At 57.8% G+C, this 23548-nt stretch carries 18 protein-coding genes and 1 pseudogene; 8 read left to right on the top strand and 11 right to left on the bottom strand.

Translation table 11 applies throughout. The annotated features are described in order from the left end of the window. The first annotated feature begins 53 nt into the window (after positions 1-53). The 7 genes from metE (at position 54) to K3169_RS23595 (ending at position 9727) form a co-directional block, all read left to right on the top strand. Positions 54-2372 carry a 5-methyltetrahydropteroyltriglutamate--homocysteine S-methyltransferase gene (gene metE / locus K3169_RS23625; RefSeq protein WP_263268266.1) on the top strand — a complete coding sequence of 773 codons (2319 nt, stop codon included), beginning with the start codon at positions 54-56 and terminating at the stop codon, positions 2370-2372. 1201 nt (positions 2373-3573) lie between these two features. Continuing rightward, the gene (locus K3169_RS23620) at positions 3574-4566 is read left to right on the top strand and encodes an alpha/beta fold hydrolase (RefSeq protein ID WP_099270397.1); all 993 of its coding nucleotides are present in this window, start codon (positions 3574-3576) and stop codon (positions 4564-4566) included. Between the two features lie 57 nt (positions 4567-4623). Next, positions 4624-5271 (top strand): DsbA family oxidoreductase, encoded by a 648-nt coding sequence (locus tag K3169_RS23615; protein WP_231675436.1) that lies wholly within the window; start codon positions 4624-4626, stop codon positions 5269-5271. Positions 5272-5471: 200 nt separating this feature from the next. Beyond that, on the top strand, positions 5472-6185 hold the full coding sequence (locus K3169_RS23610) for a GntR family transcriptional regulator (protein WP_263268263.1): 714 nt from the start codon (positions 5472-5474) through the stop codon (positions 6183-6185). Further along, positions 6182-7195: an ADP-ribosylglycohydrolase family protein gene (locus tag K3169_RS23605; RefSeq protein WP_122703934.1), complete on the top strand. Its 1014-nt coding sequence runs from the start codon at positions 6182-6184 to the stop codon at positions 7193-7195. Before K3169_RS23610 ends, K3169_RS23605 begins: the two co-directional genes overlap by 4 nt. A gap of 146 nt (positions 7196-7341) precedes the next feature. Next, a complete protein-coding gene (locus K3169_RS23600) occupies positions 7342-8811 on the top strand; it encodes a purine-cytosine permease family protein (protein WP_027900774.1) in 1470 nt (489 codons plus the stop codon). Then, complete coding sequence (locus K3169_RS23595; RefSeq protein ID WP_263268260.1) at positions 8801-9727, top strand: PfkB family carbohydrate kinase; 927 nt, start codon at positions 8801-8803, stop codon at positions 9725-9727. Before K3169_RS23600 ends, K3169_RS23595 begins: the two co-directional genes overlap by 11 nt. Positions 9728-9845: 118 nt before the next feature. Here K3169_RS23595 and K3169_RS23590 read toward each other — a convergent pair whose 3' ends face one another. From K3169_RS23590 to K3169_RS23540, 11 genes and pseudogenes are all read right to left on the bottom strand, one after another. Continuing rightward, entirely contained in the window at positions 9846-10175 is a 330-nt protein-coding gene (locus tag K3169_RS23590) for a GlpM family protein (RefSeq protein WP_122703974.1), read from the bottom strand. Positions 10176-10309: 134 nt separating this feature from the next. Next, a complete protein-coding gene (locus K3169_RS23585) occupies positions 10310-11638 on the bottom strand; it encodes a sigma-54-dependent transcriptional regulator (protein WP_027900771.1) in 1329 nt (442 codons plus the stop codon). 141 nt (positions 11639-11779) lie between these two features. After that, the gene (locus K3169_RS23580; protein ID WP_263268258.1) at positions 11780-13666 is read right to left on the bottom strand and encodes a sensor histidine kinase; all 1887 of its coding nucleotides are present in this window, start codon (positions 13664-13666) and stop codon (positions 11780-11782) included. 65 nt (positions 13667-13731) lie between these two features. After that, entirely contained in the window at positions 13732-14466 is a 735-nt protein-coding gene (locus K3169_RS23575; protein WP_099270392.1) for an amino acid ABC transporter ATP-binding protein, read from the bottom strand. After that, positions 14463-15134 (bottom strand): amino acid ABC transporter permease, encoded by a 672-nt coding sequence (locus tag K3169_RS23570; RefSeq protein WP_164581605.1) that lies wholly within the window; start codon positions 15132-15134, stop codon positions 14463-14465. The genes K3169_RS23575 and K3169_RS23570 overlap by 4 nt, the downstream gene beginning before the upstream one ends. Continuing rightward, positions 15134-15880, bottom strand: coding sequence for an amino acid ABC transporter permease (locus K3169_RS23565; protein ID WP_122703942.1), 747 nt, complete (start codon positions 15878-15880; stop codon positions 15134-15136). Before K3169_RS23565 ends, K3169_RS23570 begins: the two co-directional genes overlap by 1 nt. Before the next feature lie 98 nt (positions 15881-15978). Then, a complete protein-coding gene (locus K3169_RS23560) occupies positions 15979-16893 on the bottom strand; it encodes a glutamate/aspartate ABC transporter substrate-binding protein (protein ID WP_099270390.1) in 915 nt (304 codons plus the stop codon). A 450-nt stretch (positions 16894-17343) separates the two neighbouring features. Beyond that, a pseudogene (glpD, locus tag K3169_RS23555) lies at positions 17344-18879 on the bottom strand (glycerol-3-phosphate dehydrogenase); the annotation flags it as partial. 320 nt (positions 18880-19199) lie between these two features. After that, positions 19200-19955 (bottom strand): DeoR/GlpR family transcriptional regulator, encoded by a 756-nt coding sequence (locus K3169_RS23550; protein ID WP_027900765.1) that lies wholly within the window; start codon positions 19953-19955, stop codon positions 19200-19202. Positions 19956-20071: 116 nt separating this feature from the next. After that, a complete protein-coding gene (gene glpK / locus K3169_RS23545) occupies positions 20072-21577 on the bottom strand; it encodes a glycerol kinase GlpK (RefSeq protein ID WP_027900764.1) in 1506 nt (501 codons plus the stop codon). 49 nt (positions 21578-21626) lie between these two features. Beyond that, positions 21627-22493: an MIP/aquaporin family protein gene (locus K3169_RS23540; RefSeq protein ID WP_099270388.1), complete on the bottom strand. Its 867-nt coding sequence runs from the start codon at positions 22491-22493 to the stop codon at positions 21627-21629. A 356-nt stretch (positions 22494-22849) separates the two neighbouring features. Between K3169_RS23540 and ybaK the strand changes: the two genes are divergently transcribed. Then, positions 22850-23320, top strand: a complete 471-nt coding sequence (gene ybaK, locus K3169_RS23535) for a Cys-tRNA(Pro) deacylase (RefSeq protein ID WP_099270590.1) — start codon at positions 22850-22852, stop codon at positions 23318-23320. Positions 23321-23548: the final 228 nt, after the last annotated feature.

The following is a 23548-nucleotide window of genomic DNA, read 5'->3' as shown; positions in this document are numbered from 1 at the left end:
TCACGTTGGTCCGGCTGTCGACAATAGCGTCATATTTCGACAGGAGCTTCATCATGGCCTTGGCCCACAATCTTGGTTTCCCGCGCATCGGCGCTGACCGTGAACTTAAAAAAGCGCTGGAAGCGTACTGGAAAGGCGATATCGATCAGTACGGTTTGCGCACAGTAGGCCGGGAGCTTCGGGCCACCCATTGGCAACTGCAAAAAGATGCGGGTATCGAACTGCTGCCCGTGGGCGATTTCGCTTGGTACGACCAGGTGCTGAGCCACTCGCTGGCATTCGGTGTGGTGCCTGAGCGATTTGCTGATACCCGGGATTTTCGTGGTTTGCCGACACTGGACACCTTGTTCGCCATGGCCCGTGGTGCTGAAAGCTGCTGCGGTGCTCATGGTCATGGTCAGGGGCATGGCCAGCAGCAATATGCTCAAGAACTGACCAAGTGGTTCGACACCAACTACCACTATCTGGTCCCGGAATTTACCCAGGATCAGCGCTTCCAGTTGAGCTGGGAGCAGTTGTTCGAAGAAGTGGATGAAGCCCGCGCTCTGGGTCACAAGGTCAAGCCGGTAATCATCGGCCCGTTGACTTACCTGTGGCTGGGCAAGGCCAAGGGTGAACTTTTCGACAAGCTCGACCTGCTGGAGCGCCTGCTTCCTGTTTACGGCGAAATCCTCGGTCGTCTGGCCGGGCAGGGTGTGGAGTGGGTGCAGATCGATGAGCCTATCCTCACACTGGACCTGCCTCAGGACTGGAAAAATGCCTTCGAGCGCGCTTATCACAGTCTGCAATATTCACCGCTGAAAAAGCTCATCTCGACTTATTTCAGTGGTCTGGAAGACAACCTTGGGCTGGCGGCTTCTTTACCGGTGGATGGTCTGCACATCGACCTGGTACGTGCGCCGGACCAACTGGCTGCCGTGCTGGATCGCTTGCCGACTTACAAAGTGCTGTCGCTGGGTGTGGTCAACGGGCGAAATGTCTGGCGCTGTGATCTCGAGCAAGCACTGGATCAGTTGCGTGAAGCGCAGCAGCGTTTTGGCGACAATCTCTGGGTAGCCGGCTCCTGCTCCTTGTTGCACAGCCCGGTTGACCTGGGTCGTGAAGACAAGCTCGATGTCGAACTCAAGAGCTGGCTGGCGTTCGCCGTGCAGAAGTGTGGTGAAATTTCGCTGCTCACCAAGGCTTTGAATGATCCCGACAGTGTAGAAGGCGCGTTGGCCGAAAGCCGCGCGGTGCAAGCTAGCCGCGTGCAGTCGTCGCGTATTCACAAGCCGCAGGTCCAGGCACGTATCGCTGCGATCACAGCGCAGGACAGCCAGCGCCAATCTGCTTTCGCCGAACGTATCGAGCAGCAACGCCAGCGTCTGGATTTGCCTGCGTTTCCGACGACGACTATTGGCTCATTCCCGCAGACTGCGTCGATTCGTCTGGCGCGTCAGTCGTTCAAACAGGGCAAGCTGTCGGCCAATGACTACCACGATGCCATGCGTCACGAGATTCGCCATGCCGTGCAGATTCAGGAACGCCTGGGGCTGGACGTATTGGTGCACGGCGAGGCCGAACGCAACGACATGGTCGAGTACTTCGCCGAGCAACTGGACGGTTATGCATTTACCCGCTTTGGCTGGGTGCAGAGTTACGGTTCGCGCTGCGTAAAACCGGCGGTGATTTTTGGCGACCTGAGTCGCCCGCAGGCCATGACTGTGGACTGGATCAGCTATGCACAAAGCCTGACCGACAAGCTGATGAAGGGCATGCTGACGGGGCCGGTGACTATGTTGATGTGGTCGTTCCCACGGGAAGACGTGTCCCGCAAAGTGCAGGCGCAACAGCTGGCATTGGCGATTCGTGATGAAGTGGTGGACCTGGAAGCGGCCGGAATCAAGATCGTGCAGATCGACGAAGCCGCCTTCCGCGAAGGCTTGCCGCTGCGCCGGGCGCAATGGCAGGAATATCTGGATTGGGCCGTTGAAGCGTTTCGCTTGTGTGCCAGCGGTGTGCGGGACGAAACGCAGATTCACACCCATATGTGCTACAGCGAATTCAACGACGTGATCGAGTCCATCGCGGCGATGGATGCCGACGTGATCACTATCGAAACCTCGCGCTCGGACATGGAGTTGCTGGAGGCTTTCAAAGCGTTCGACTACCCGAATGACCTTGGTCCCGGTGTTTACGACATTCACTCGCCACGCGTGCCGGGTACGGATGAGATGGTGCGACTGATGAGCAAGGCCGTGCAGCATGTGCCTGCCGAGCGCTTATGGGTCAACCCGGATTGCGGCCTGAAAACCCGTGCCTGGCCTGAGACCGAGGCGGCATTGGTGAACATGGTGGCGGCGGCCCGGCAACTGCGCAGCCAGTTGGCCTGAAGCTTCAAAGGTGACTGCGCATCCTGTGGGAGCGAATTTATTCGGGAAGGCGGCATTCCAGTCGATAAACAGGCTGCGGATTTACCGGCCTCTTCGCGAATGAATTCGCTCCCACCTGTGTGTTTGCAGGCCTGCATAGAACTTCCCACGAAATGTCCATGCGCTTTTGGCTCACAGCGAACCGGTGGGACCGAATTTATTCGGGAAGGCGGCATTCCAGGCGATACACAGGCCGCGGATGTACCGTCCCCTTCGCGAATGAATTCGCTCCCACCTGTGTGTTTGCAGGCCTGCATAGAACTTCCCACGGAATGTCCATGCCCTTTTGGCTCACAGCGAACCGGTGGGACCGAATTTATTCGGGAAGGCGGCATTCCAGGCGATACACAGGCCGCGGATGTACCGGCCCCTTCGCGACTGAATTCGCTCCCACCTGTGTGTTTGCAGGTCTGCATAGAACTTCCCACGAAATGTCCATGCGCTTTTGGCTCACAGCGAACCGGTGGGAGCGAATTTATTCGGGAAGGCGGCATTCCAGTCGATAAACAGGCTGCGGATGTACCGGCCTCTTCGCGAATGAATTCGCTCCCATCTGTGTGTTTGCAGGCCTGCATAGAACTTCCCACGAAATGTCCATGCGCTTTTGGCTCACAGCGAACCGGTGGGACCGAATTTATTCGGGAAGGCGGCATTCCAGTCGATAAACAGGCTGCGGATGTACCGGCCCCTTCGCGAATGAATTCGCTCCCACACGAGTGTTTGCAGGCCTGCATAGAACTTCCCACGGAATGTCCATGCGCTTTTGGCTCACAGCGAACCGGTGGGACCGAATTTATTCGGGAAGGCGGCATTCCAGTTGATAAACAGGCTGCGGATTTACCGGCTTCTTCGCGAATGAATTCGCTCCCCCCTGTGTGTTTGCAGGCCTGCATAGGACTTCCCACGGAATGTCCATGCGCTTTTGGCTCACAGCGAACCGGTGGGACCGAATTTATTCGGGAAGGCGGCATTCCAATCGATAAACAGGCTGCGGATGTACCGGCCTCTTCGCGAATGAATTCGCTCCTACGGGATTGTGCGGTTGGCTCGAAAACGACCGCTCAGCCCCCTTCATCAAACTGTCACGTAACTGTGGCAGCGCGCTTTGCAAAACTTCATCACACTCGCTGCCTACTGGGGATTTGTTTGTCGGTGTTTCTTAATGCGCGTTCTTCTTTTTCTGGCCGCACTTTTGTGCGGCTTGCCGTCTTTTGCGGCCTCCAAATGTGATGTCAATGTTCCTGTGCAGATAGCCGCGCTCAAAGAAGTGCGGCTCGCCTATCAGAGTATCGGCAGCGAATCCGACCCAGCGTTGCTGCTGGTCATGGGGCTGGGTGGTCAGTTGATTCACTGGCCTGACGAAGTCGTGGCTGCTCTGTGTCAGCAGGGTTATCGGGTCATTCGCTATGACAACCGTGACGTCGGTCTGTCGACCTGGAACGCTCCGCCAGCCAATGCCAACCTCGCCTATGAAGTGCTGCGCTACAAGCTGGGCTTGCAAGTGTCTGCACCGTATTCATTGACCGACATGGCTGACGATGCGCTGGGGCTGATGGATGCCCTGCAGATTCGCCAGTTTCATGTATTAGGCGCGAGCATGGGCGGCATGATTGCGCAGCATCTGGCGGATCTCGCACCGCAGCGCGTCGAGAGCCTGACCCTGATCATGACCAGCTCCGGAGCGCAGGGTTTACCGATGCCCAATCCCGCGTTGCTGCAGTTGCTGGCTAAACGTGGTGCGCCTAATCGCGAAGCAGCACTGGAACAACAGGCTGATTTGCTCGCGGCGCTGGGCAGTCCGGAGGTCAAGGATGATCGCGCAATGCTGTTGCAGCAAGCTGCTGCGTCCTACGACCGGGCTTTCAATCCTGAAGGCGTAAAGCGTCAGATCCTGGCGATTCTTGCTGAGCCGAGCCGGGTGGAATTGCTTGACCGTCTTCGCCTGCCGGTGCTGGTGGTGCACGGCACCGCCGACCCGCTATTGCCGGTCATGCACGGTGTGCATGTGGCGGCGCACATTCGCGGCAGCCAATTGCGGCTGATTCCAGGCTTGGCGCACCGCTTTCAGGAGGCCTTCAAAGCGCCCTTGCTGGCAGCCGTGTTGCCTTACTTACGTGCGCAGCACGACGACGGTCGCAACATGGCTCAGCTTTGAACAACCTCCCGACTTAGGCGTATCGTGGTGGCTTTCTTTATCCAGAGAGAGCCTGCCATGAGCACTCCGCTAAAAATCGATTTCGTTTCCGATGTGTCCTGCCCCTGGTGCGTGGTCGGCCTGAGAGCCTTGAACGACGCCCTGGCTGAGCTGGGCGATGAAGTGCGCGCACAGATTCATTTCCAGCCTTTTGAGCTGAACCCGAACATGCCTGCTGAAGGGCAGGACCTGAACGAGCACATCTTCGAGAAATACGGTTCGACGCCTGAACAGTCTGCCGCCAACCGGGAAAATATTCGTCAGCGTGGGGCCGAGCTAGGCTTCACTTTCACTCAGGGTAACCGCCGCATCTACAACACGTTTGACGCCCATCGGCTGCTGCATTGGGCCGAGCTTGAAGGCAAGCAAAAAGCGTTGAAGGAAGCATTGTTCGCGGCTTATTTCACAGACCTTGCTGATCCGTCCAGCCATCGCGTGTTGGCTGATGTTGCGCAGAAAGTCGGCCTTGATCGAGTGCGTGCAGAGGCGATTCTGAGCAGCGATCAATTTGCCGCCGAAGTCCGCGAGCAAGAGCAATTGTGGGTTTCACGAGGCATCAGCTCGGTGCCGACGATTGTCTTCAATGACCAATATGCAGTATCGGGCGGGCAGCCGGTTGAGGTGTTTGTGGGTGCCATTCGTCAGATATTGGGCGAGGGGAAGTAACCGGATATTCGCTATAGATTCTTCGGGATCTATCTCGGTAGGAGCGAATTTATTCGCGAAAGGGCTGGTCTGGTCGACAGAGTTTCTGTCCTGTATGCCACCGCCTTCGCGAATGAATTCGCTCCCACACACATAAACTCTGGTTTCCTCCGTGAAATAAATGTTGCCGACCAAGGCAGCTTTCGGTTATCACTTTGTACATGATTAGACATGTCCGATTTGATAAAAAACAACGCGTAGTGGATGAGCTTGCACGACGCATCGAATGTGGCCAGCTAGAGTCGGGCAATCTGTTGCCGGGCGAGCATCTGCTGGCGCAGGAATTCGATGTCAGTCGCGGCACGTTGCGTGAAGCCCTCGCCGAACTCAAACGACGCAATTACATCGCCACCCAGTCGGGTGTCGGTTCGATTGTGACCTACGACGGCATCAGCCTTGATCAGCGCAGCGGCTGGGCGCAGGCGTTGGCTGATACCGGAGCGAGGGTTACTACCGAAATCCTGCGCGTCGTGCAGGTCGAGCGGGCAGACCTGCACAGCCGCTTTGGCACCGTCCACTTCATCGCCATTGACCGTCGGCGCAGCGCCGCCGATGGCAGTGTGGTTTCCCTGGAGCGGGCGTTGGTCCCGGCTATCGAAGGGCTGGAAAACCTGCCCGACACCGGCTTGATCGAGGACTCCCTGACCATCACGCTGGCGGCTCACGGCTTCGTCGGTGATCGTGGTGATCAATGGATCGGCGCCGAGCCGCTGAGCTCCGACGATGCGCTGTTGATGATGCGCAAGCCGGGCAGCGTTTTCCTCAAGGCTATCCGTACAACTTACGATCGACAAGAGCGCTTCATGGAGCACGTGGAGAGCTTGCTGGACCCGGTGCATTTCAGGATGCATCTGGCGTTCGGAGGTCAGTCATGAGCCTTGTCGACACAACCGATCGCGCCTTGGGGGCGTTCTACGGGCTGGCCTTGGGCGATGCCCTGGGCATGCCGACCCAATCGTTGAGTCGTGCTCAGATCGAGGCGCGTTTCGGTCGAATCCTGACCTTGATGGCCGCCGATGCTGATCAACCCATTGCGCCGAATATGCCCGCAGGGTCAATCACCGATGACACCGAGCAGGCTGTATTGGTCGGCGAATTGCTGGTGGCTGGGGCAGGGCGCATCAACCCTTCTGATCTGGCTCAAAGCCTGATCGACTGGGAAGCGGTGATGCAGGCCAAGGGGTCACAGGATCTGCTGGGCCCTTCCACCAAGCGCGCCATCGAAATGATTCTTGCGGGTCACAGCCCTGAAGAGTCAGGCCGGTTTGGCACCACCAACGGTGCCGCGATGCGTATCACCCCGGTGGGCATTGCCGCCAACATTGCCGACCCGCAGCGGTTTATTGCTTCGGTAGTCCAGGCCTGTCAGGTCACCCATAACACCACCCTTGGGATTTCCAGTGCTGCTGCAGTGGCCGGTGCCGTTTCCGCCGGGATCAACGGTGCGAGCCTGAGCGATGCGCTGAAGCTCGGCATCGTCGCCGCCAAACTGGGCGAGCAGCACGGTCATTGGGTCGCGGGCGGGCGCGTCGGGGCACGTATCGAATGGGCGCAACAGTTGTGCGCCGATTGCGATAACGAGGCACTGCCGGATTTGCTCTACGACGTGATCGGCACCTCGGTGGCGTCACAGGAATCGGTGGTCGCAGCCTTCGCTCTGGCGCAGCAAGTCGCAGTGGATCGTTTGTCGGCATTTGAGGCGCTGTGCATGGCAGCCAGCCTCGGCGGCGACACCGACACCATCGCGGCGATTCTCGGCGCAATTCTGGGTGCCAGTCAGGGTTTGCGAGCCTGGCCACCGGTGCTGATTGATCAGGTCAAACGCGTTAACGGGCTGGAGCTGACGGCTCTGGTCGAGGGACTGCTGGCCTTGCGTTCAGCCTGAGTTTGCTGATGTGAAGAATGTTGACGCCGCGCGGGCAACCGTTGTGGCGCCAGGCATCCGGCTGTCCCGACAGCCACACATGACACGGACGTGTTACTGATTCCGCACTGCCCACAACCAAAATAACCGGCACTGGAGCTAGGCTCATGACTTCATCAAGCAGCACACAAAGCGCAGGACAACTGGAAACCCGCGGCATTGAGCCGGTCCCGGAAAGCGAATGCAATGGCCATCCGTTGCAGCTGTTCTGGGTGTGGTTTGCCGCCAACATCAGCATCCTCGGTTTGCCTTTGGGTGCGACGTTGGTGGCGTTCCGGGGGTTGTCGATCTGGCAGGCAATCATTGTGGCGATTCTCGGTGCGGCAGGATCGTTTGCGGTAGTCGGGGTGATCTCCATCGCCGGTCGCCGTGGACGCGCGCCGAGCCTGACGTTGTCCCGCGCCATCTTCGGTGTGCGCGGCAATATTGGTCCGACCATCGTTTCGCTGATGTCGCGCCTGGGCTGGGAAACGGTCAACACCACGACGGCAGCTTTCGTGCTGCTGTCGCTGTCCGCGATCCTGTTCGGCACTCCGGTTGAAGCGAAAAACACTCCGGCCCTGACCTTGGTGTTCATCGCCATTTTCGTGCTGATGACGCTGTGCGTTTCCGGCTTGGGCCACGCCACGTTGCTGGTTATCCAGAAGTGGGCGACTTACATCTTTGGCGCGCTGAACGTGGTGGTTGGCGGCTTCCTGATTGCCCATATCGACTGGAATGCGGTGTTCAGCGCGGCGCCTGCACCACTGAGCGCAATGATCATTGGCGTGGGCATCATGGCGGCAGGCACCGGCATCGGTTGGGCCAACGCCGGTGCGGACATGTCCCGCTATCAGCATCGCAGCGTCAAAGCCACGCGGCTGGTGGCCTCGGCGGCATTTGGTGCGGGGATTCCGCTGGTGTTGCTGATTACCCTTGGTGGGCTGTTGTCGGTGGGCAATGATCATCTGGCCTCGGCCACCGACCCGATCATCGCGATCCGCGAACTGTTGCCGAACTGGATGGCTGTGCCGTACCTGATTACTGCGTTTGGTGGCTTGCTATTGTCGAATAACCTCTCCGTTTACTCGGCCGGTTTGACCACCTTGACCCTGGGTTTGAAGGTCAAACGGGTTCACGCTGTGATCGTCGATATCGTCGCGATTTTCATCGGCTCGATCTATTTCATGCTCATCGCCGAGAGCTTCTACGGCCCGTTCATTACCTTCATTTCGCTGCTGGCAGTGCCGATTACGGCGTGGGTCGGGATCTTCATTGTCGACCTCATTCATCGCCAGGTTTACTCGGGTAAAGACCTGATGGACGTATCGCCGAGCAGTGCTTACTGGTACAGCGGCGGCGTGGAGTGGCGTGCACTGGGAGCCTGGGCATTGGCGATCGTGCTGGGCTTCAGCTTTACCACCGTCGCCACTACCGCTGACAACGTGTTGTTCACCGGTTTCCTGTCCGACTCCTGGTTGGGTCATAACGGCCTGGGCTGGATCGTGACCTTCCTGGTGGCGGGTGGTGTCTATGGGATTCTGGGCGGTGCCCGTGATCGCCGAGCGTTTTCCGAAGAGGCCCAACATGCCCGCTAGATTGCTGCACACCGGCCAGATCGTTGTCGACCTGGTCATGGCGCTGGACAAGCTGCCAGCTTCTGGCGGCGATGTGCTGGCCAGTTCCGCCCGGTTTGAAGCGGGTGGCGGTTTCAATGTCATGGCTGCGGCCCGGCGCAACGGCATGCCGGTGGTCTATCTGGGTCGCCATGGCAAAGGTCAGTTCGGTGATCTGGCGCGTCAGGCCATGACAGCCGAAGGTATTCAGTTCAGTGCTGCGTGCAGCGAGGAGCAGGACACCGGGCTGTCCGTGGCACTGATCGAACCGTCCGCGGAGCGCTCGTTCATTTCTTACGTGGGGGCCGAAGGCGGTTTGTCGGCACAGGATTTGAATAGCGTGACGGTGCAAGCTGACGACTATGTTTACGTCAGTGGCTACAGCCTGTTGCACGAAGGCAAAGTGCAGAGCCTCCTGGATTGGCTGGGGTCGTTGCCGACCAGTGTGACCGTGGCGTTCGACCCGGGGCCGCTGGTGCATTCGCCCGAAGCGCCTCAGGTCAGGGCGTTGCTGCCGCGGCTTGATTTGTGGAGCAGCAATTGCGAAGAGGCGTTGCGTTTCACTCAGTGCGAAGACATTGCCCAGGCGCTTGACCAGCTGGATGAGCTATTGCCGGATAATGCCTTGATCGTGGTCCGCGACGGACCGAAAGGGTGTTGGGTTCGTCAGCATCGACAGACGCGGCATGTGGGCGGCTTTCCAGTCAAAGCCATCGATACCAATGGCGCGGGTGATGCCCATGCGGGCGTGCTGCTGGCTAACCTTGCGGTGGGGCTTTCATGGGAACAGGCGGCCTTGCGGGCCAACGCTGCGGCAGCAATTGCCGTGACTCGCTGGGGTCCGGCGACATCGCCGGATGCGCAGGAAGTAGAGGAGTTGGTCGCGCGATCCCGGTAGGAGCGAATTTATTCGCGAAGAGGCCGGTACAGTCGACCCATGTCTGTCGTTTGGGAAACCGCTTTCGCGAATGAATTCGCTCCCACAGGGCGCCGGGGCCATAGGACGTTTTTGTCCTTCAACCATGAAATCTCACCCACAACGTCACCAGCAACGTCGCCGCCACCAGCCAGGCAACGGCGGCCAATGCGAGTGACACCTCCAGCCGCCAGCGGTCCACCAGCAGGTACAGGGCCGCCAGATAGACAAAGTAGGGAATGATCGACCACATGCCAAACAGGATGGTGGTCTTGAGGTCGTCCAGAGAACGACCTTTGCCAACGATGTAATGAGCGATCAAGGCGAAAGTCGGGAACAGCGGCACCAGGCCTGCGATGTAGTAGTTTCTGGTCTTGGCCAGTGCGGCGAGAATGACCACGACGGCTGCGCCGATCAGGGCTTTGAACACTAGATCCACAGAATCCCCTTTCTAAAATTGAAATACACATGAACTGTAGGAGCCAACTTGTTGGCGAGGCGTCAGACCTGCGTGATCAGCAATTTCGCTTCGCCAACAAGTTGGCTCCTACAGGTCCGGGGTGATTATCCAAGCCCATACTTTTTGACCTTATCAAACAGCGTGGTCTTGGCCATGCCCAGCTCCTGGCTGGCCTGGCTCAGGTTGCCGCCGCTGCGTTGCAGGGCTTCGCTGAGCAGGTTTTTCTCGAAGGCTTCCACGGCTTCGGCGAAGCCCAGACTTTGAGGTTCTTCCGGGTTGGCGTTGGGTTTCTTGAAAGCGGGCAAGCCCAGGGCATAACGTTCGGCGACGTTACGCAACTCCCTTACGTTACCGGGCCAGTCGTGGCTCATCAGGCTCGATAACGTGTTCGGGTCCAGTTCTGGAGGCTCGCGATCAAAACGCAACGCGGACAACTGAAGGAAGTGTTCGAACAGTTGCAGGATGTCTTCACGACGCTCCCGCAACGGCGGCAGTTCAAGCGTGACCACGTTCAGCCGGTAGTACAGGTCGCTGCGGAACTGTCCGGCTTTGCTTTGCTCATCGAGGTCTGACTTGGTCGCGGCAATCACCCGGCAATCCACTTCGACACTCTGATTGGAGCCGAGGCGTTCCAGCGTTCGCTCCTGCAAAACCCGCAGCAGTTTGATCTGCAGGCTGATCGGCATGCTTTCCACTTCATCGAGAAACAGCGTGCCGTTATGCGCGTGTTCGATCTTGCCGATGCGTCGCTTGCCCGCGCCCGTGAAGGCGTTGGATTCATGGCCGAAGATTTCGGTTTCGAACAGGGTCTCCGGAAGGCCACCGCAGTTGAGCGCGACGAACTGGTGCTGATGACGACGACTGAAATCATGCAGGCAGCGGGCAACCAGCTCTTTACCGGTACCGGTTTCACCTTCGATCAGCACATTGGCTGAAGTGTCGGCAACGTTGGCAATCAGCGCGCGCAAGTTCTGCATGGCGGGCGAGCGGCCAATGATCTTGCCTTCAAGTGAATCGCGCTCGGCCAGTTGCTTGCGCAATGACCAGACTTCTCGCGCCAGACCTCGCTGCTCAAGGGCGCGGCGGGTCACCTCCACCAGACGTTCAGGGGAGAAGGGTTTCTCCATGAAATCGTAAGCGCCGTCGCGCATGGCGTTGACTGCCATGGAGATATCGCCATGACCGGTGATCAACACCACGGGAAGGCTGCGGTCACGCGCCTTGAGACGGCTGAGCAACTCCAGACCATCAATGCCTGGCAGACGAATATCACTGATCACGATTCCGGCAAAGTTATCGCCGATCCGCGCCAATGCTTCTTCGGCACTGCCCACGCCTTCGCTGGGTATGTCCTCCAGCGTCAGCGCCTGCTGGCAGCCGAGCAAGACGTGAGGGTCGTCTTCGACGATGAGTACGGTCAGGTCAGTGGTCATTTTGGGGGCTCATCGGAATGCGGGCATAAGAAAGGCCGGGGCTACGCGGTAGGAGCGCGCTTGCCCGCGATAGCGTCAGGTCAGCCGATACGGATGTCGAGTAAAGGACCCCTTCGCGGGCAAGCGCGCTCCTACAGATCATCATGGCCCTTTCACCACCGGCAACCACAACACAAACTCGGTACCGCCACTCTCCGGCTGTTCAGCGCTCAGGCTACCACCGGTTGCGGCTGCGAGGCTGGCGGAGAGGGTGAGGCCCAGTCCCAGACCTTGCTCGCCGGGTTTGGTGGTGAAGAACGGTTCGAACAGATGCTTGCGGGTTTCGTCGTCTATGCCGTGGCCGTTGTCTCGAACCCGCAAGCAGTAACGGCCTTCGATCACCGAGCCTGCAAGCCAGATTTCCGGCAGGGGCTGGGCGTGCATGGCGTCCAGAGCGTTGCCAATCAGGTTGACCAGAATCTGCTCGAGGCGAGTCTGATCAATCATTAGTTCGGCATCGGCATAGCGCTGGTGCAGTTCAAGGGAAAAATTTTCCAGGCGTGGGGTCAACAACTGCAGTGCAGCATCGACGGCTTTGCTGAGTCTTGCCTGGCCCTTGTCATCGCCACGACGGGCGAACGCGCGCAGGCTGGCGGTGATACGGCCCATGCGGTCGACCAGATCGTTGATGGTGCGCAAGTTGGTGCTGGCGGTATCCAGCGCGCCCCGTTCGAGGAAGCGCACGGTGTTGCCGGACAAGGTACGCAGTGCTGCCAGCGGTTGATTCAGTTCGTGGGCAATGCTGGTAGACATCTGCCCGATAGCCGCCAGTTTGCCCGCCTGAACCAGTTCGTCCTGTGCCTTGCGCAAGGTGTCTTCAGCTTGCCTACGTTCCCGGATCTGACCCTTGAGGCGTTCGTTACTGGCGCGCAAATGCTCGGTGCGCTCGGCGATCTTGCGCTCCAGTTCGTCATTGGCCGCTTGCAGGGCTTCCCGCGCCGCGAGGCGGGTTGAAAGCACTTTGCGCCGTTCATTCCAGGCGATCAGCAGAAACGCAACCAGTGCACAGGCGACCGCGACCAGCATGCCCTGACTGCCTGCTTCACGGCGCAGGTCTTCAAGGGGCGTCAGCAGCGTCAGATGCCAGGGCGTGTCGCTCAACTGGCGGGTCTGGGCCAGATAGCTGACCTGTTTGTGTTCAAGATCGACGCTGACATTGGCCGGGAAGGTCAGCTTCTCCACACCTTCCGAAAGCAGCTCGCGCTCCAGCGGCACCAGCTCGTTGAGCGGCCACCAGTAATATTGCAGGCTGCGTGCCAGACGTTCTTTGATTTCCGGCGTGAGTGGGCGTACTGATTTCAGACGTCGGGCCGGGTCGCTGGAAAGAATAATGATGCCGTTCTCATCGCTGACGAAGGCTTCCAGTCGTGCACGTTGCCAGCGCTGCTCCAGGGCTTCGAGTTGCACCTTGATCACCGCCACGCCGACGATCTTGCCTTTCTCTTCCAGACCGTGCGCCAGGTAATAACCGGGCTCACCGGTGGTGCTGCCGATGCCGTAGAAGCGTCCCGGCAGACCCCGCACCGCATCCTGAAAATAAGCCCGGAATGACAGGTCTTCACCCAGATAACTGTCGGCATCGCGCCAGTTACTTGTGGCAAGTACCCGGCCGGAGGTATCGAGTACGTAAATTGCCCGGCTACGGCTGCGGCGATTCAGGCCTTCAAGGTAATCGTTGACCTCGCTGCGCAGCTCGGGAGTAGGGTCGTTGAGCAGGGCTGAGACGCTGGACTCCAGCTCCAGCACGCTGGGCAAATAAGTGTATTTGTTGATTTCACTTTCGAGGGTGCGGGCGTGCAGCTCAAGCTGACGTTCGCCGCTCTCGCTGAGGGTTTTGATGCCGTAGTGTTCGCTGATCAAATAGGCGACGTAGCCCAGGCCGAACATCAGCACGATGATCAACGGCGGCAGAAACAGGTGGCGAATCAGACGGGGTTTCACGGCAAGTGATGGCGGCGCGGCGCGATAAAGATTGGAGTCGCATTTCATCACAGTCGTCCTGAGCCGAACAGCGGCCCGACGCTTCAAAGCGCCGGGCAGCTGTCGAGTCTCACTTAATGCTGAAGAATTTTAGCGAGGAACTGCTGCGCACGTTCGGAACGGGCGCTGACATCACCGAAAAACTCTTCTTTCTCACAGTCTTCAACGATTTGTCCCTGATCCATGAAGATTACGCGGTTGGCCACTTTACGGGCGAAGCCCATTTCGTGGGTCACGCACATCATGGTCATGCCTTCCTGAGCCAGCTGCACCATTACGTCGAGCACTTCGTTGACCATTTCCGGATCGAGCGCCGAGGTCGGTTCGTCGAACAGCATGACGATCGGGTCCATGGCCAGTGCGCGGGCAATCGCTACACGCTGTTGCTGACCGCCGGACAATTGGCCCGGATGCTTGTTGGCGTGGGCCGACAGACCTACACGATCCAGCAGCTTCAGGCCTTTTTCAGTCGCTTCTTCCTTGCTGCGCCCCAGCACTTTGATCTGCGCAATGGTCAGGTTTTCAACGATGCTCAGGTGCGGGAACAGTTCGAAATGCTGGAACACCATGCCAACCCGGGAGCGCAATTGCGGCAGGTTGGTTTTAGGGTTGGCAATTGAAGTGCCGTCCACGGTGATGTCGCCTTTCTGGAACGGTTCCAGGGCGTTCACGCATTTGATCAGCGTCGATTTGCCGGAGCCCGACGGGCCACAGACCACGACCACTTCGCCTTTTTTGACCTCGGTGCTGCAATCAGTCAGCACCTGGAAGTCGCCATACCACTTGTTAACGTTTTTGATGGAAATCATACGGCGAACCTTTTTTGCAGACGCTTCACCAGCAACGAGGCGGCAAAGCTGATCGTGAAGTACACCAGACCGGCGATGATCAGGAACTCATTGGCGCGGCCAATGATGTCGCCACTGGCCCGCGAGGCGTTGAGGAAGTCCACCAGGCCTACGGTGTAAACCAGCGAGGTGTCCTGAAACAGGATGATGCTTTGCTGCAGCAACAGCGGGGTCATCTTGCGAAAGGCCTGAGGCAGGATGATCAACCGCATCATCTGCCCGTAGGTCATGCCCAGCGCTTGCGCTGCGCCCATCTGGCCCTTGGAAATCGACTGCACACCGGCACGAACGATTTCGCAGAAGTAGGCCGCTTCGAACATCATGAATGCGATGACGCAGGAGGTGAACGCACCGATGGGCGTGTCTTCGCCGGTGATCCAGCGCAGCACAAACGGCACCGCCAGATAGAACCAGGTGATGACCAGCAGCAGCGGAATGGAACGGAAGTAGTTGACGTAAGCACCGGCCACGTTGGCCAGCAGCTTGCTTGATGACAAGCGCATCAAAGCCAGAAGGGTGCCCAGCACCAGACCGCCGATGATACCCATCACCATCAGTTGCAGGGTCATGACCATGCCGTTCCACATGCCGGGAATGGCTTGAACCACGCCTGAGAAGTCCATATCCATTATTTGCCCCCCAGGGAGATCAGTCCGGGCACAGCGACTTTCTTCTCGACCAAGCGCATCAGCAACATCAGGCTCATGTTCAGGGTGAAGTAGATCAGTGTCGCCAGGGTGAAGGCTTCGAACAGGTTGGCGGAAAACTCGGCGGTCTGTTTAGTCTGCGCGAGCAATTCCATCAGGCCGATCAACGACGCCACCGACGAGTTCTTGAACACGTTGAGGAATTCGGAGGTGAGCGGTGGAATGATGATCCGGTAAGCCTGTGGCAGCAGCACGTTCCAGTAGATCTGCGGCAGTCTGAAGCCCATGGCGCGAGCAGCAGATTCCTGGCCGCGAGGCAGCGCTTCGATACCGGTGCGCACTTGTTCACACACCCGTGCAGCAGTAAACAGACCCAGGCAGACGATCACGCTGAGGAACGCGGAAGTCGTCGGGTTCAGGTCTTGCTTGTACCACTCCTGCATGCCTTCGGGCAGCAGGTCCGGCACCAGGAAGTACCAGATGAACAGCTGCACCAGCAGCGGCACATTACGGAAGATTTCCACGTAGACCGTGGCAATACCAGCAACTATACGGTTCGGTACGGTACGCATGACACCGAGCACAGAGCCCAGCAGCAAAGCGATGATCCAGGCAACGACAGCGATAGCGATAGTCCAGCCCAGACCTGAGATGTACCAGTCCAGATAGGTTTCGCTGCCGACGCCAGTGGACCTGAAGAAAACGCTCCAGTCCCAGTTGTAATTCATCAGGGTCTCCCCTCTGATCGATCCAGATGCATGCACGGCATCCTGAAACCGCACGGTGCGGTCTCAGGCTGTTTTATTGACGAGCAGGTAACGGGCGATTAAGCCTTTTTGTCGTCTGCCGCTTTGTCGGTCGGTTCGGCGATCAGTTTTTTCAGCTCGTCGCTCATCGGGAAGTTCAGGTTCAGGCCTTTTGGCGGGATTGGAGCCTGGAACCACTTTTCGTAGATCTTGTTGATCTCGCCCGATTTGTAGGTCGCAACGATGGCGTCATCGACAGCTTTCTTGAACGGCTCGTCGCCTTTACGCACCATGCAGCCGTAGATTTCGTACGACTGAGGGGTACCGGTTACAGCCCAGTCAGTCGGCTTCTTGGCCTTGGCCATTTCACCAGCCAGCAAGGCGTCGTCCATCATGAATGCCACTGCACGACCCGATTCCAGCATCTGGAAGGATTCGCCGTGGTCTTTGGCCGAGATCACGTTCATGCCCATTTGCTTGTCAGCGTTCATGGACTTGAGGATGCGCTCGGACGTGGTGCCTGCGGTGGTCACTACGTTCTTGCCTTTCAGGTTATCGAAATCCTTGTATTCCGAGGTCGCTTTGGACAACAGACGGGTACCGATTTCGAAGATGCCGACCGAGAAGTCGACCTGTTGCTGGCGCTCAACGTTGTTGGTGGTCGAGCCACATTCAACGTCGACGGTGCCGTTCTGCACCAGCGGGATACGGGTTTGCGAAGTGACCAGGTTGTACTTGACCTTCAGGTCCGGCATGTCCAAGTCTTTCTTGATGGCTTCAACGATTTTCAGCTGGATGTCGTGGGAGTAACCCACCGGCACGCCGGAAGCATCAGCGATGTAGGAGAAAGGGATCGAAGCGTCGCGGTGACCGAGGGTGATGGTGCCGGACTCTTTGATTTTCTTCAGGGTGCCGGTCAATTCGGCGGCAGAAACTGGAGAGCTGATCAGAGCAGCAGCGATTGCTGCGCCCAGAAGATGGGGAACGATGCGCATCGGTTATACCTCGAATTATTTTTTTTATGGGGCCTGCTACCTGGCGGCCGCCTCTTCGGTCCATGCTTCAACGGCGGCCGACAGAAGACAGGCTACGGTCGAAGCAATCGACTGCTTATTACAGAGCAGGAGGCGTGCCAAGCTGGTTTATAAAGGTTAACTGGCTGATTTATAAGAGGATAAATCCGGTTGTGATCCAGGCGGGGGGAGAGGCCGGCGTCCGGGATGCCGAACTAATGGGGGAGAGGTGTTCGGAAATCCGAATGGGGCACTGGCGGTAGAAATGCAGAACCCGTGGGAGCGAATTCATTCGCGAAGGGGGCAGTCCACAAAACATCCGGGTCTGACACACCGCATTCGCGAATGAATTCGCTCCCACTGAGGCCTTTATTTGCTGTGCACGAGCGCTGTGTCAGTGACAAGCAAAGGAGCAGCGGCAGCACCTATCAAAGCCGCTGCGAAAGCACCTTTGTTACGCGCTACGGTGTCCAGATACTGCTGAACGCCTTCGCGCTCCTCAGCGGTCATGAACAGGCCGAGTTTGCTGCGGCGCCACAGAATGTCATCAGCAGTCGTTGCCCATTCGGTGCTGCACAGGTAGTCGACTTCCCGGGTGTACAAGCCCGCACCCAGGTGATCGCCCAGATCGGCAATGCTCTGTACGCCTTCCAGCAGGCGCCAGGTGCGGCTCCCGTAAGTGCGAGACCAGCGTTGCGCGATTTCGCCTGGTAGCCAGCCAAAACGGCTGATCAACTGGCTGGCCAGTTCGGCCGGAGTGGTCATGTCTTCGCCACCGGGAAGACTGGATTTGGCTGTCCAGCTTGGCTTCATCTGCTTGAAGAACGGAGCCAGTTGCGCCATCGCCGACTCTGCCAGCTTGCGATAGGTGGTCAGCTTGCCGCCGAACACCGACAGGATTGGTGCTTCATCAGCACCACCTGACAGCGACAGGGTGTAGTCGCGGGTGATGGCTGAAGGGTTGTCAGACTCGTCGTTGCACAGCGGACGAACGCCGGACCATGTGCTGAGAACGTCATCGCGGCTCAGTTGCTTCTTGAAGTGGTCGTTGGCCACTTTAAGCATGTAGTCCATCTCGCCGTCGGTGATCTCGACCTTGTTCGGGTCGCCTTGGTACTCGCGATCCGTGGTGCCGACGATGGTGAAGCGCTCCATATAAGGAATTGCGAACACGATGCGCTGGTCTTCGTTCTGAAGGATGAACGCGTTTTCGCCCTCATACAGTTTCGGCACGATCAGGTGACTGCCCTGAATCAGGCGGATGCCGTACGGCGAATCCAGCTTCAGGTCGTCACGAATGAACTTGGCGACCCATGGACCAGCAGCATTGACCAGCGCCTTGGCACGGATCGAAAACAGCGTGCCGTCGGCGCGCTCCATGTGCAGGTGCCAGAGACCGTTCGTGCGGCGTGCATTCAGGCAGCGCGTCTGGGTGTGAATATGCGCGCCTTGCTCACGGGCAGCCATGGCGTTGAGCACTACGAGGCGGGCGTCGTCGACCCAGCAGTCGGAGTATTCGAAACCATGGGTGATGTTCGACTTCAGCGGACTGTCGCTGCCGAAACGCAAACTGCGCGAACCTGGCAGCTTCTCGCGCTTGCCCAGGTGGTCATAAAGGAACAGACCGGCGCGAATCATCCACGCAGGGCGCAAGTGTGGGCGGTGTGGCAGCACAAAGCGCATCGGCTTGACGATGTGTGGTGCCTTGGCCAACAGCACCTCACGTTCTGCCAATGCTTCACGCACCAGTCGGAATTCGTAATGTTCCAGGTAGCGCAGGCCACCGTGGATCAATTTGCTGCTGGCAGAAGAGGTATGGCTGGCCAGGTCGTCTTTTTCACACAGAAAAACTGACAGGCCGCGACCGGAGGCATCCGCTGCGATCCCGACACCATTGATCCCACCACCGATGACGGCGATGTCATAGACCTCGGAAAGTGGCGGCGTAGACAGGTTGGAATGGGGCATCGGTGGCCTCCTGAGTTTATTGTTCGGATAACGAATTCGAACATTAATGTTCATTTCCGAAAATCATAGCTCAATAACGCAGGGGCTTCCAGTCAGTTATCATTGAAAATACTGATCGGGAAGAGAGAAAGGAACAAAAGTGAACATGGAAGGTGAGCGTAGATCCCGTGGGAGCGAATTCATTCGCGAATGCTGCATTCCTGCCGACACATGTCTATCGGATGGATGGGCCTCTTCGCGAATGAATTCGCTCCCACAGATTTGTGTTTGCAGCCCAACATAGAATCTCCCACAGGTATCGATCGGCAGCGGCTAGATAACTAAACCACTTCCAGCCGAATCTTGTTCTGCGCCAGCAACTGCACCAGTGCGGGAGCCGGGGCTTGGTCAGTTACCAGGCAGTCGATCAGGGTGATCGGTCCCAAACGAACCATGGCGTTGCGGCCGAACTTGCTGGAATCGGCAGCCAGAATGACTTGCCGGGCGTTGGCAATGATCGCCTGGGAGACGCGTACTTCCTGATAATCGAAATCCAGCAGACTGCCGTCTTCATCAATCCCGCTGATGCCCACCAGCGCGAAATCGACTTTGAACTGGTTGATGAAGTCCACGCTTGCCTGACCCATCACACCGCCGTCACGACGCACGTTGCCGCCCGCCAGCAGGACATCGAAATCCTCTTTGGCGCTGAGCATCGAGGCGACGTGCAGATTGTTGGTGATGATTTTCAGGTTGTTGTGATTGAGCAGGGCGCGGGCGATCGACTCGGTGGTCGTACCGATGTTGATGAATATCGACGCGTGATCGGGAATTTGCGCGGCAATGGCTTCGCCGATGCGTTGTTTCTCGTCGCGCATCTGATCCGCACGCATGGCGTAAGCGGTGTTTTCAATGCTCGAGTCATAAGCTGCGCCACCGTGGTAGCGGCGCAACAGGTTCGATTCCGCAAGCTGATTGATATCGCGGCGGATAGTCTGAGGGGTTACAACGAATAGCGTGGCCATTTCCTCGATGCTGACATAGCCGCGTTCACGGACCAGCTCGAGGATTTGCTGTTGACGGGGAGGCAGGTTCATTTTTGTTGAGTGTCCTTCAGGCTGCCAAATGGCGTCCATGATGCCGCAGGCATGTACTGCCTGTCAGCCGGAAACTCGAAAGCTATGATCCTGCCACTCCGTCGCAAGCGTAACCGTTAGTCGTTGTTGTCGTGCGGTTCCCAGTCGCGGGTGCGGGCTACGGCCTTCTGCCAACCGGCGTAGAGCTTTTCCTTCTCTTCTTCGGCACATTGCGGCTCGAATTCGCGCTCGATAACCGCCTTGTTCTTCAGTTCGTCCAGGCTGCTCCAGAAACCAATGGCCAGACCGGCCAGATAGGCGGCACCCAGTGCAGTGGTTTCGCGCATTTTCGGGCGCTCGACCGTAGTGCCGAGAATGTCGGCCTGGAACTGCATGAGGAAGTTGTTGGCCACTGCGCCACCGTCAACCCGCAGGGATTTCAGGCGTTCGCCCGAGTCTTGCTGCATGGCGTCCAGAACGTCGCGGGTCTGGTAGGCGATGGACTCCAGCGCTGCGCGGATGATGTGATCGACTTTTACACCGCGTGTCAGGCCGAACAATGCACCACGGGCATACGGGTCCCAGTACGGAGCACCCAGACCGGTAAATGCCGGCACCAGATAAACGCCGTTGCTGTCCTTGACCTTGCCTGCGAAGTACTCGGTATCCACGGCATCGGTGATGATTTTCAGCTCGTCACGCAGCCATTGCACCGTCGAACCGCCGTTGAACACAGCGCCCTCCAGAGCATAAGCCACTTCGCCACGCGGACCGCAACCGATGGTGGTCAGCATGCCGTGGGCGGACTTCACGGCTTTCTTGCCGGTGTTCATCAGCAGGAAGCAGCCAGTGCCATAAGTGTTTTTGGCCTGGCCTGGCTCGACGCACATCTGGCCGAACAGCGCAGCCTGCTGGTCACCCGCGATACCGGCAATCGGAATACCGCTTTTGCTCTGGCCGTAAACTTCGGACGAGCTTTTCACTTCCGGGAGCATCTCACGCGGGATATCCAGCACGTCGAGCATGCGCTGATCCCATTCCAGGGTATGGATGTTGAACAGCATGGTGCGCGATGCGTTGGTGTAGTCGGTGACGTGCACTTTGCCGCCAGTGAATTTCCAGATCAGCCAGCTATCGATGGTGCCGAACATCAGCTCGCCTTTGCGGGCGCGTTCGCGGCTGCCTTCAACGTGGTCGAGGATCCACTTGACCTTGGTGCCCGAGAAGTACGGGTCGATCACCAGGCCAGTGGTGTCCTTGATGTACTCTTCCATGCCGTCGCGCTTGAGCTGCTGGCAGATTTCGGTACTGCGGCGGCACTGCCAGACGATGGCGTTATAAATAGGGCGACCGGTTTCCTTTTCCCAGATAACCGTGGTTTCACGCTGGTTGGTGATACCGATGGCGGCAATCTGATTGTGGTGCAGATCAGCCTGAGCCAGTGCTTTGGTCATGCACGCGGTTTGAGTGGCGAAGATCTCCATAGGATCATGTTCAACCCAACCCGCTTGAGGGTAGTGCTGAACGAATTCGCTTTGCGCGGTGCTGACGACATTGGCGTCGCGGTCAAAAATGATTGCACGAGAGCTGGTCGTACCCTGATCGAGGGCAATGATGTAGTTCTTGTTCTGGGAGTCAGTCATGTCGATTGCCTTGTGCTAATGGGTGAAGTTAAAAGCAGACGCGCGAGATTCAAGATGAAATCTGGGCTTTGCCTGGAACAACGTCAGCGTCTTTTACAGCCACAGTCTCTACAGCAGGAACGGCGCGTGGCAGATGGCGCGCAATCAGCGCACGATAGCCAGCGGCACCGAGGCACGCACCAAGAATCGGCGCGAAAATCGGAATCAGAAAATACGGTATGTCACGGCCACCGGTAAACGCGACTTCATCCCAGCCCGCGAGGAATGTCATCAGTTTAGGACCAAAATCCCGGGCCGGATTCATCGCGAAGCCAGTGAGTGGAGCAGTCGAGGCGCCAATCAGAGCAACCAGCAAACCGATCAGCAGAGGCGCGAGTGCGCCGCGGGGCAGGCCGTTGTTGTCGTCAGTCAGGGACATGATGACGCACATCAGAATCGCCGTGATTACACATTCCACCAGTGCAGCCTGACCTACGGAAATGGCCGGGTTAGGGTAAGTGGAAAATGCTGAGGCGAGTTCAAGGCTGGCAACTGAACCACGAATCATCTGATGCGTTTGTTCGAATTCGAAGAACAGGCTGGTGTACAGCAGATAAACCAGACCGGCACCGCAGAAGGCTCCTGCAATTTGCGCGGCTATATAGAATGGCAGTTTTCGTTTTTCAAAACCGGCAAAAATACTCAGCGCGATGCTGACGGCCGGATTGAGGTGCGCGCCGGAAACACCTGCGCTCAGATAGATAGCCATGGCAACTGCCAGGCCCCAGATAATGCTGATTTCCCAAAGCCCGAACGTGGCACCCGCAACCTTGAGCGCTGCGACACAGCCGGTACCGAAAAAAATCATCAGGGCAGTGCCCATGAATTCGGCCACGCATTGACCTTTCAGCGTTGGTTCTTGCAGTGCATTTGTCATGAAAACCTCTTTTTTGTTCTTGTGCGGCTCTGTGTGAAAATCCACCAGTGCGCGTCTTTTAACGAGCTCGAGGAAACCCCATCCTCGACCTCTGGATTCGACCTTAAATGGAACTAAAGTTCCAGTGAATATTCGCAAACGAAAAAAAATAAACAGGAACGAATGTGGTTTAGGGTGGAACCGAACCTGTGGGCACTGTCAGGCGCAGGGCTTTTTACGCGCATTGATCGGGGTTGTGTACACCTTCTTTGAATTTTTTGAGCATTTCACCTCCTGCCCAGTAATCGCGGGGTGTACAGACGTTTGATCGCCTAGAATAATTGATCTGGATTGGTCGCCTTGGCCTGGAGCGCTGTATGACACCTGCACTGGATCTGTTGAAAAAAGTTCGTGCTGAACACCGAATACACAGTTACGAACATGACCCCAAAGCTGCCTCTTATGGCCTTGAGGCGGCGGAAAAGTTGGGCCTCGAACCGGCGCAGGTATTCAAGACGCTGCTGGCCAGTACCGAAAAAGGTGAATTGCTGGTCGCTGTGGTGCCGGTTGTTGGCACCCTGGACCTCAAGGCGTTGGCAACCGCTGCGAAGGCCAAGAAAACCGAAATGGCTGACCCGGCTGCTGCGCAGCGCTCCACCGGCTATCTCTTGGGCGGTATCAGCCCGCTGGGTCAGAAGAAGCGGTTGCGTACTTTTATTGATCAAAGCGCTGAGCAGTTCGCGACGATTTACGTCAGTGCCGGGAGGCGCGGTCTTGAAGTAGAACTGGCGCCGAAGGCACTTGCTGAACATACCGGCGCGATGTTTGCGCCGGTGGGGCGCGGCTGAAAGTAGTTCTCTGCTTTGTAGCTGCACGCAACTCACCTACGGAAGAATTTCAATAACTGCCGCCAGGTTCGCGGCAGTCACAGAATCTGTAGGAGCTGCCGAAGGCTGCGATAGCGGTGTGTCAGGATGAACGCTTCGCAGCCTGCGGCAGCTCCTACAGAAATGCATTCCAATTCACTGGTTTGCATTTTGTTTGGCCAGAGTAACCAAGGCTTTCAATCGCACTGG

It is taken from the genome of Pseudomonas phytophila (assembly GCF_025643095.1).
GTDB lineage: Bacteria > Pseudomonadota > Gammaproteobacteria > Pseudomonadales > Pseudomonadaceae > Aquipseudomonas > Aquipseudomonas quasicaspiana.
This window is presented reverse-complemented; position numbering and strand designations above follow the sequence as displayed.

Coding starts and splice junctions, on each gene's coding strand:
- metE (WP_263268266.1), top strand. CDS start 54: ATGGCCTTGGCCCACAATCTTGGTTTCCCGCGCATCGGCGCTGACCGT.
- K3169_RS23620 (WP_099270397.1), top strand. CDS start 3,574: ATGCGCGTTCTTCTTTTTCTGGCCGCACTTTTGTGCGGCTTGCCGTCT.
- K3169_RS23615 (WP_231675436.1), top strand. CDS start 4,624: ATGAGCACTCCGCTAAAAATCGATTTCGTTTCCGATGTGTCCTGCCCC.
- K3169_RS23610 (WP_263268263.1), top strand. CDS start 5,472: ATGATTAGACATGTCCGATTTGATAAAAAACAACGCGTAGTGGATGAG.
- K3169_RS23605 (WP_122703934.1), top strand. CDS start 6,182: ATGAGCCTTGTCGACACAACCGATCGCGCCTTGGGGGCGTTCTACGGG.
- K3169_RS23600 (WP_027900774.1), top strand. CDS start 7,342: ATGACTTCATCAAGCAGCACACAAAGCGCAGGACAACTGGAAACCCGC.
- K3169_RS23595 (WP_263268260.1), top strand. CDS start 8,801: ATGCCCGCTAGATTGCTGCACACCGGCCAGATCGTTGTCGACCTGGTC.
- K3169_RS23585 (WP_027900771.1), bottom strand. CDS start 11,638: ATGACCACTGACCTGACCGTACTCATCGTCGAAGACGACCCTCACGTC.
- K3169_RS23580 (WP_263268258.1), bottom strand. CDS start 13,666: ATGAAATGCGACTCCAATCTTTATCGCGCCGCGCCGCCATCACTTGCC.
- K3169_RS23575 (WP_099270392.1), bottom strand. CDS start 14,466: ATGATTTCCATCAAAAACGTTAACAAGTGGTATGGCGACTTCCAGGTG.
- K3169_RS23570 (WP_164581605.1), bottom strand. CDS start 15,134: ATGGATATGGACTTCTCAGGCGTGGTTCAAGCCATTCCCGGCATGTGG.
- K3169_RS23565 (WP_122703942.1), bottom strand. CDS start 15,880: ATGAATTACAACTGGGACTGGAGCGTTTTCTTCAGGTCCACTGGCGTC.
- K3169_RS23560 (WP_099270390.1), bottom strand. CDS start 16,893: ATGCGCATCGTTCCCCATCTTCTGGGCGCAGCAATCGCTGCTGCTCTG.
- K3169_RS23550 (WP_027900765.1), bottom strand. CDS start 19,955: ATGAACCTGCCTCCCCGTCAACAGCAAATCCTCGAGCTGGTCCGTGAA.
- glpK (WP_027900764.1), bottom strand. CDS start 21,577: ATGACTGACTCCCAGAACAAGAACTACATCATTGCCCTCGATCAGGGT.
- K3169_RS23540 (WP_099270388.1), bottom strand. CDS start 22,493: ATGACAAATGCACTGCAAGAACCAACGCTGAAAGGTCAATGCGTGGCC.
- ybaK (WP_099270590.1), top strand. CDS start 22,850: ATGACACCTGCACTGGATCTGTTGAAAAAAGTTCGTGCTGAACACCGA.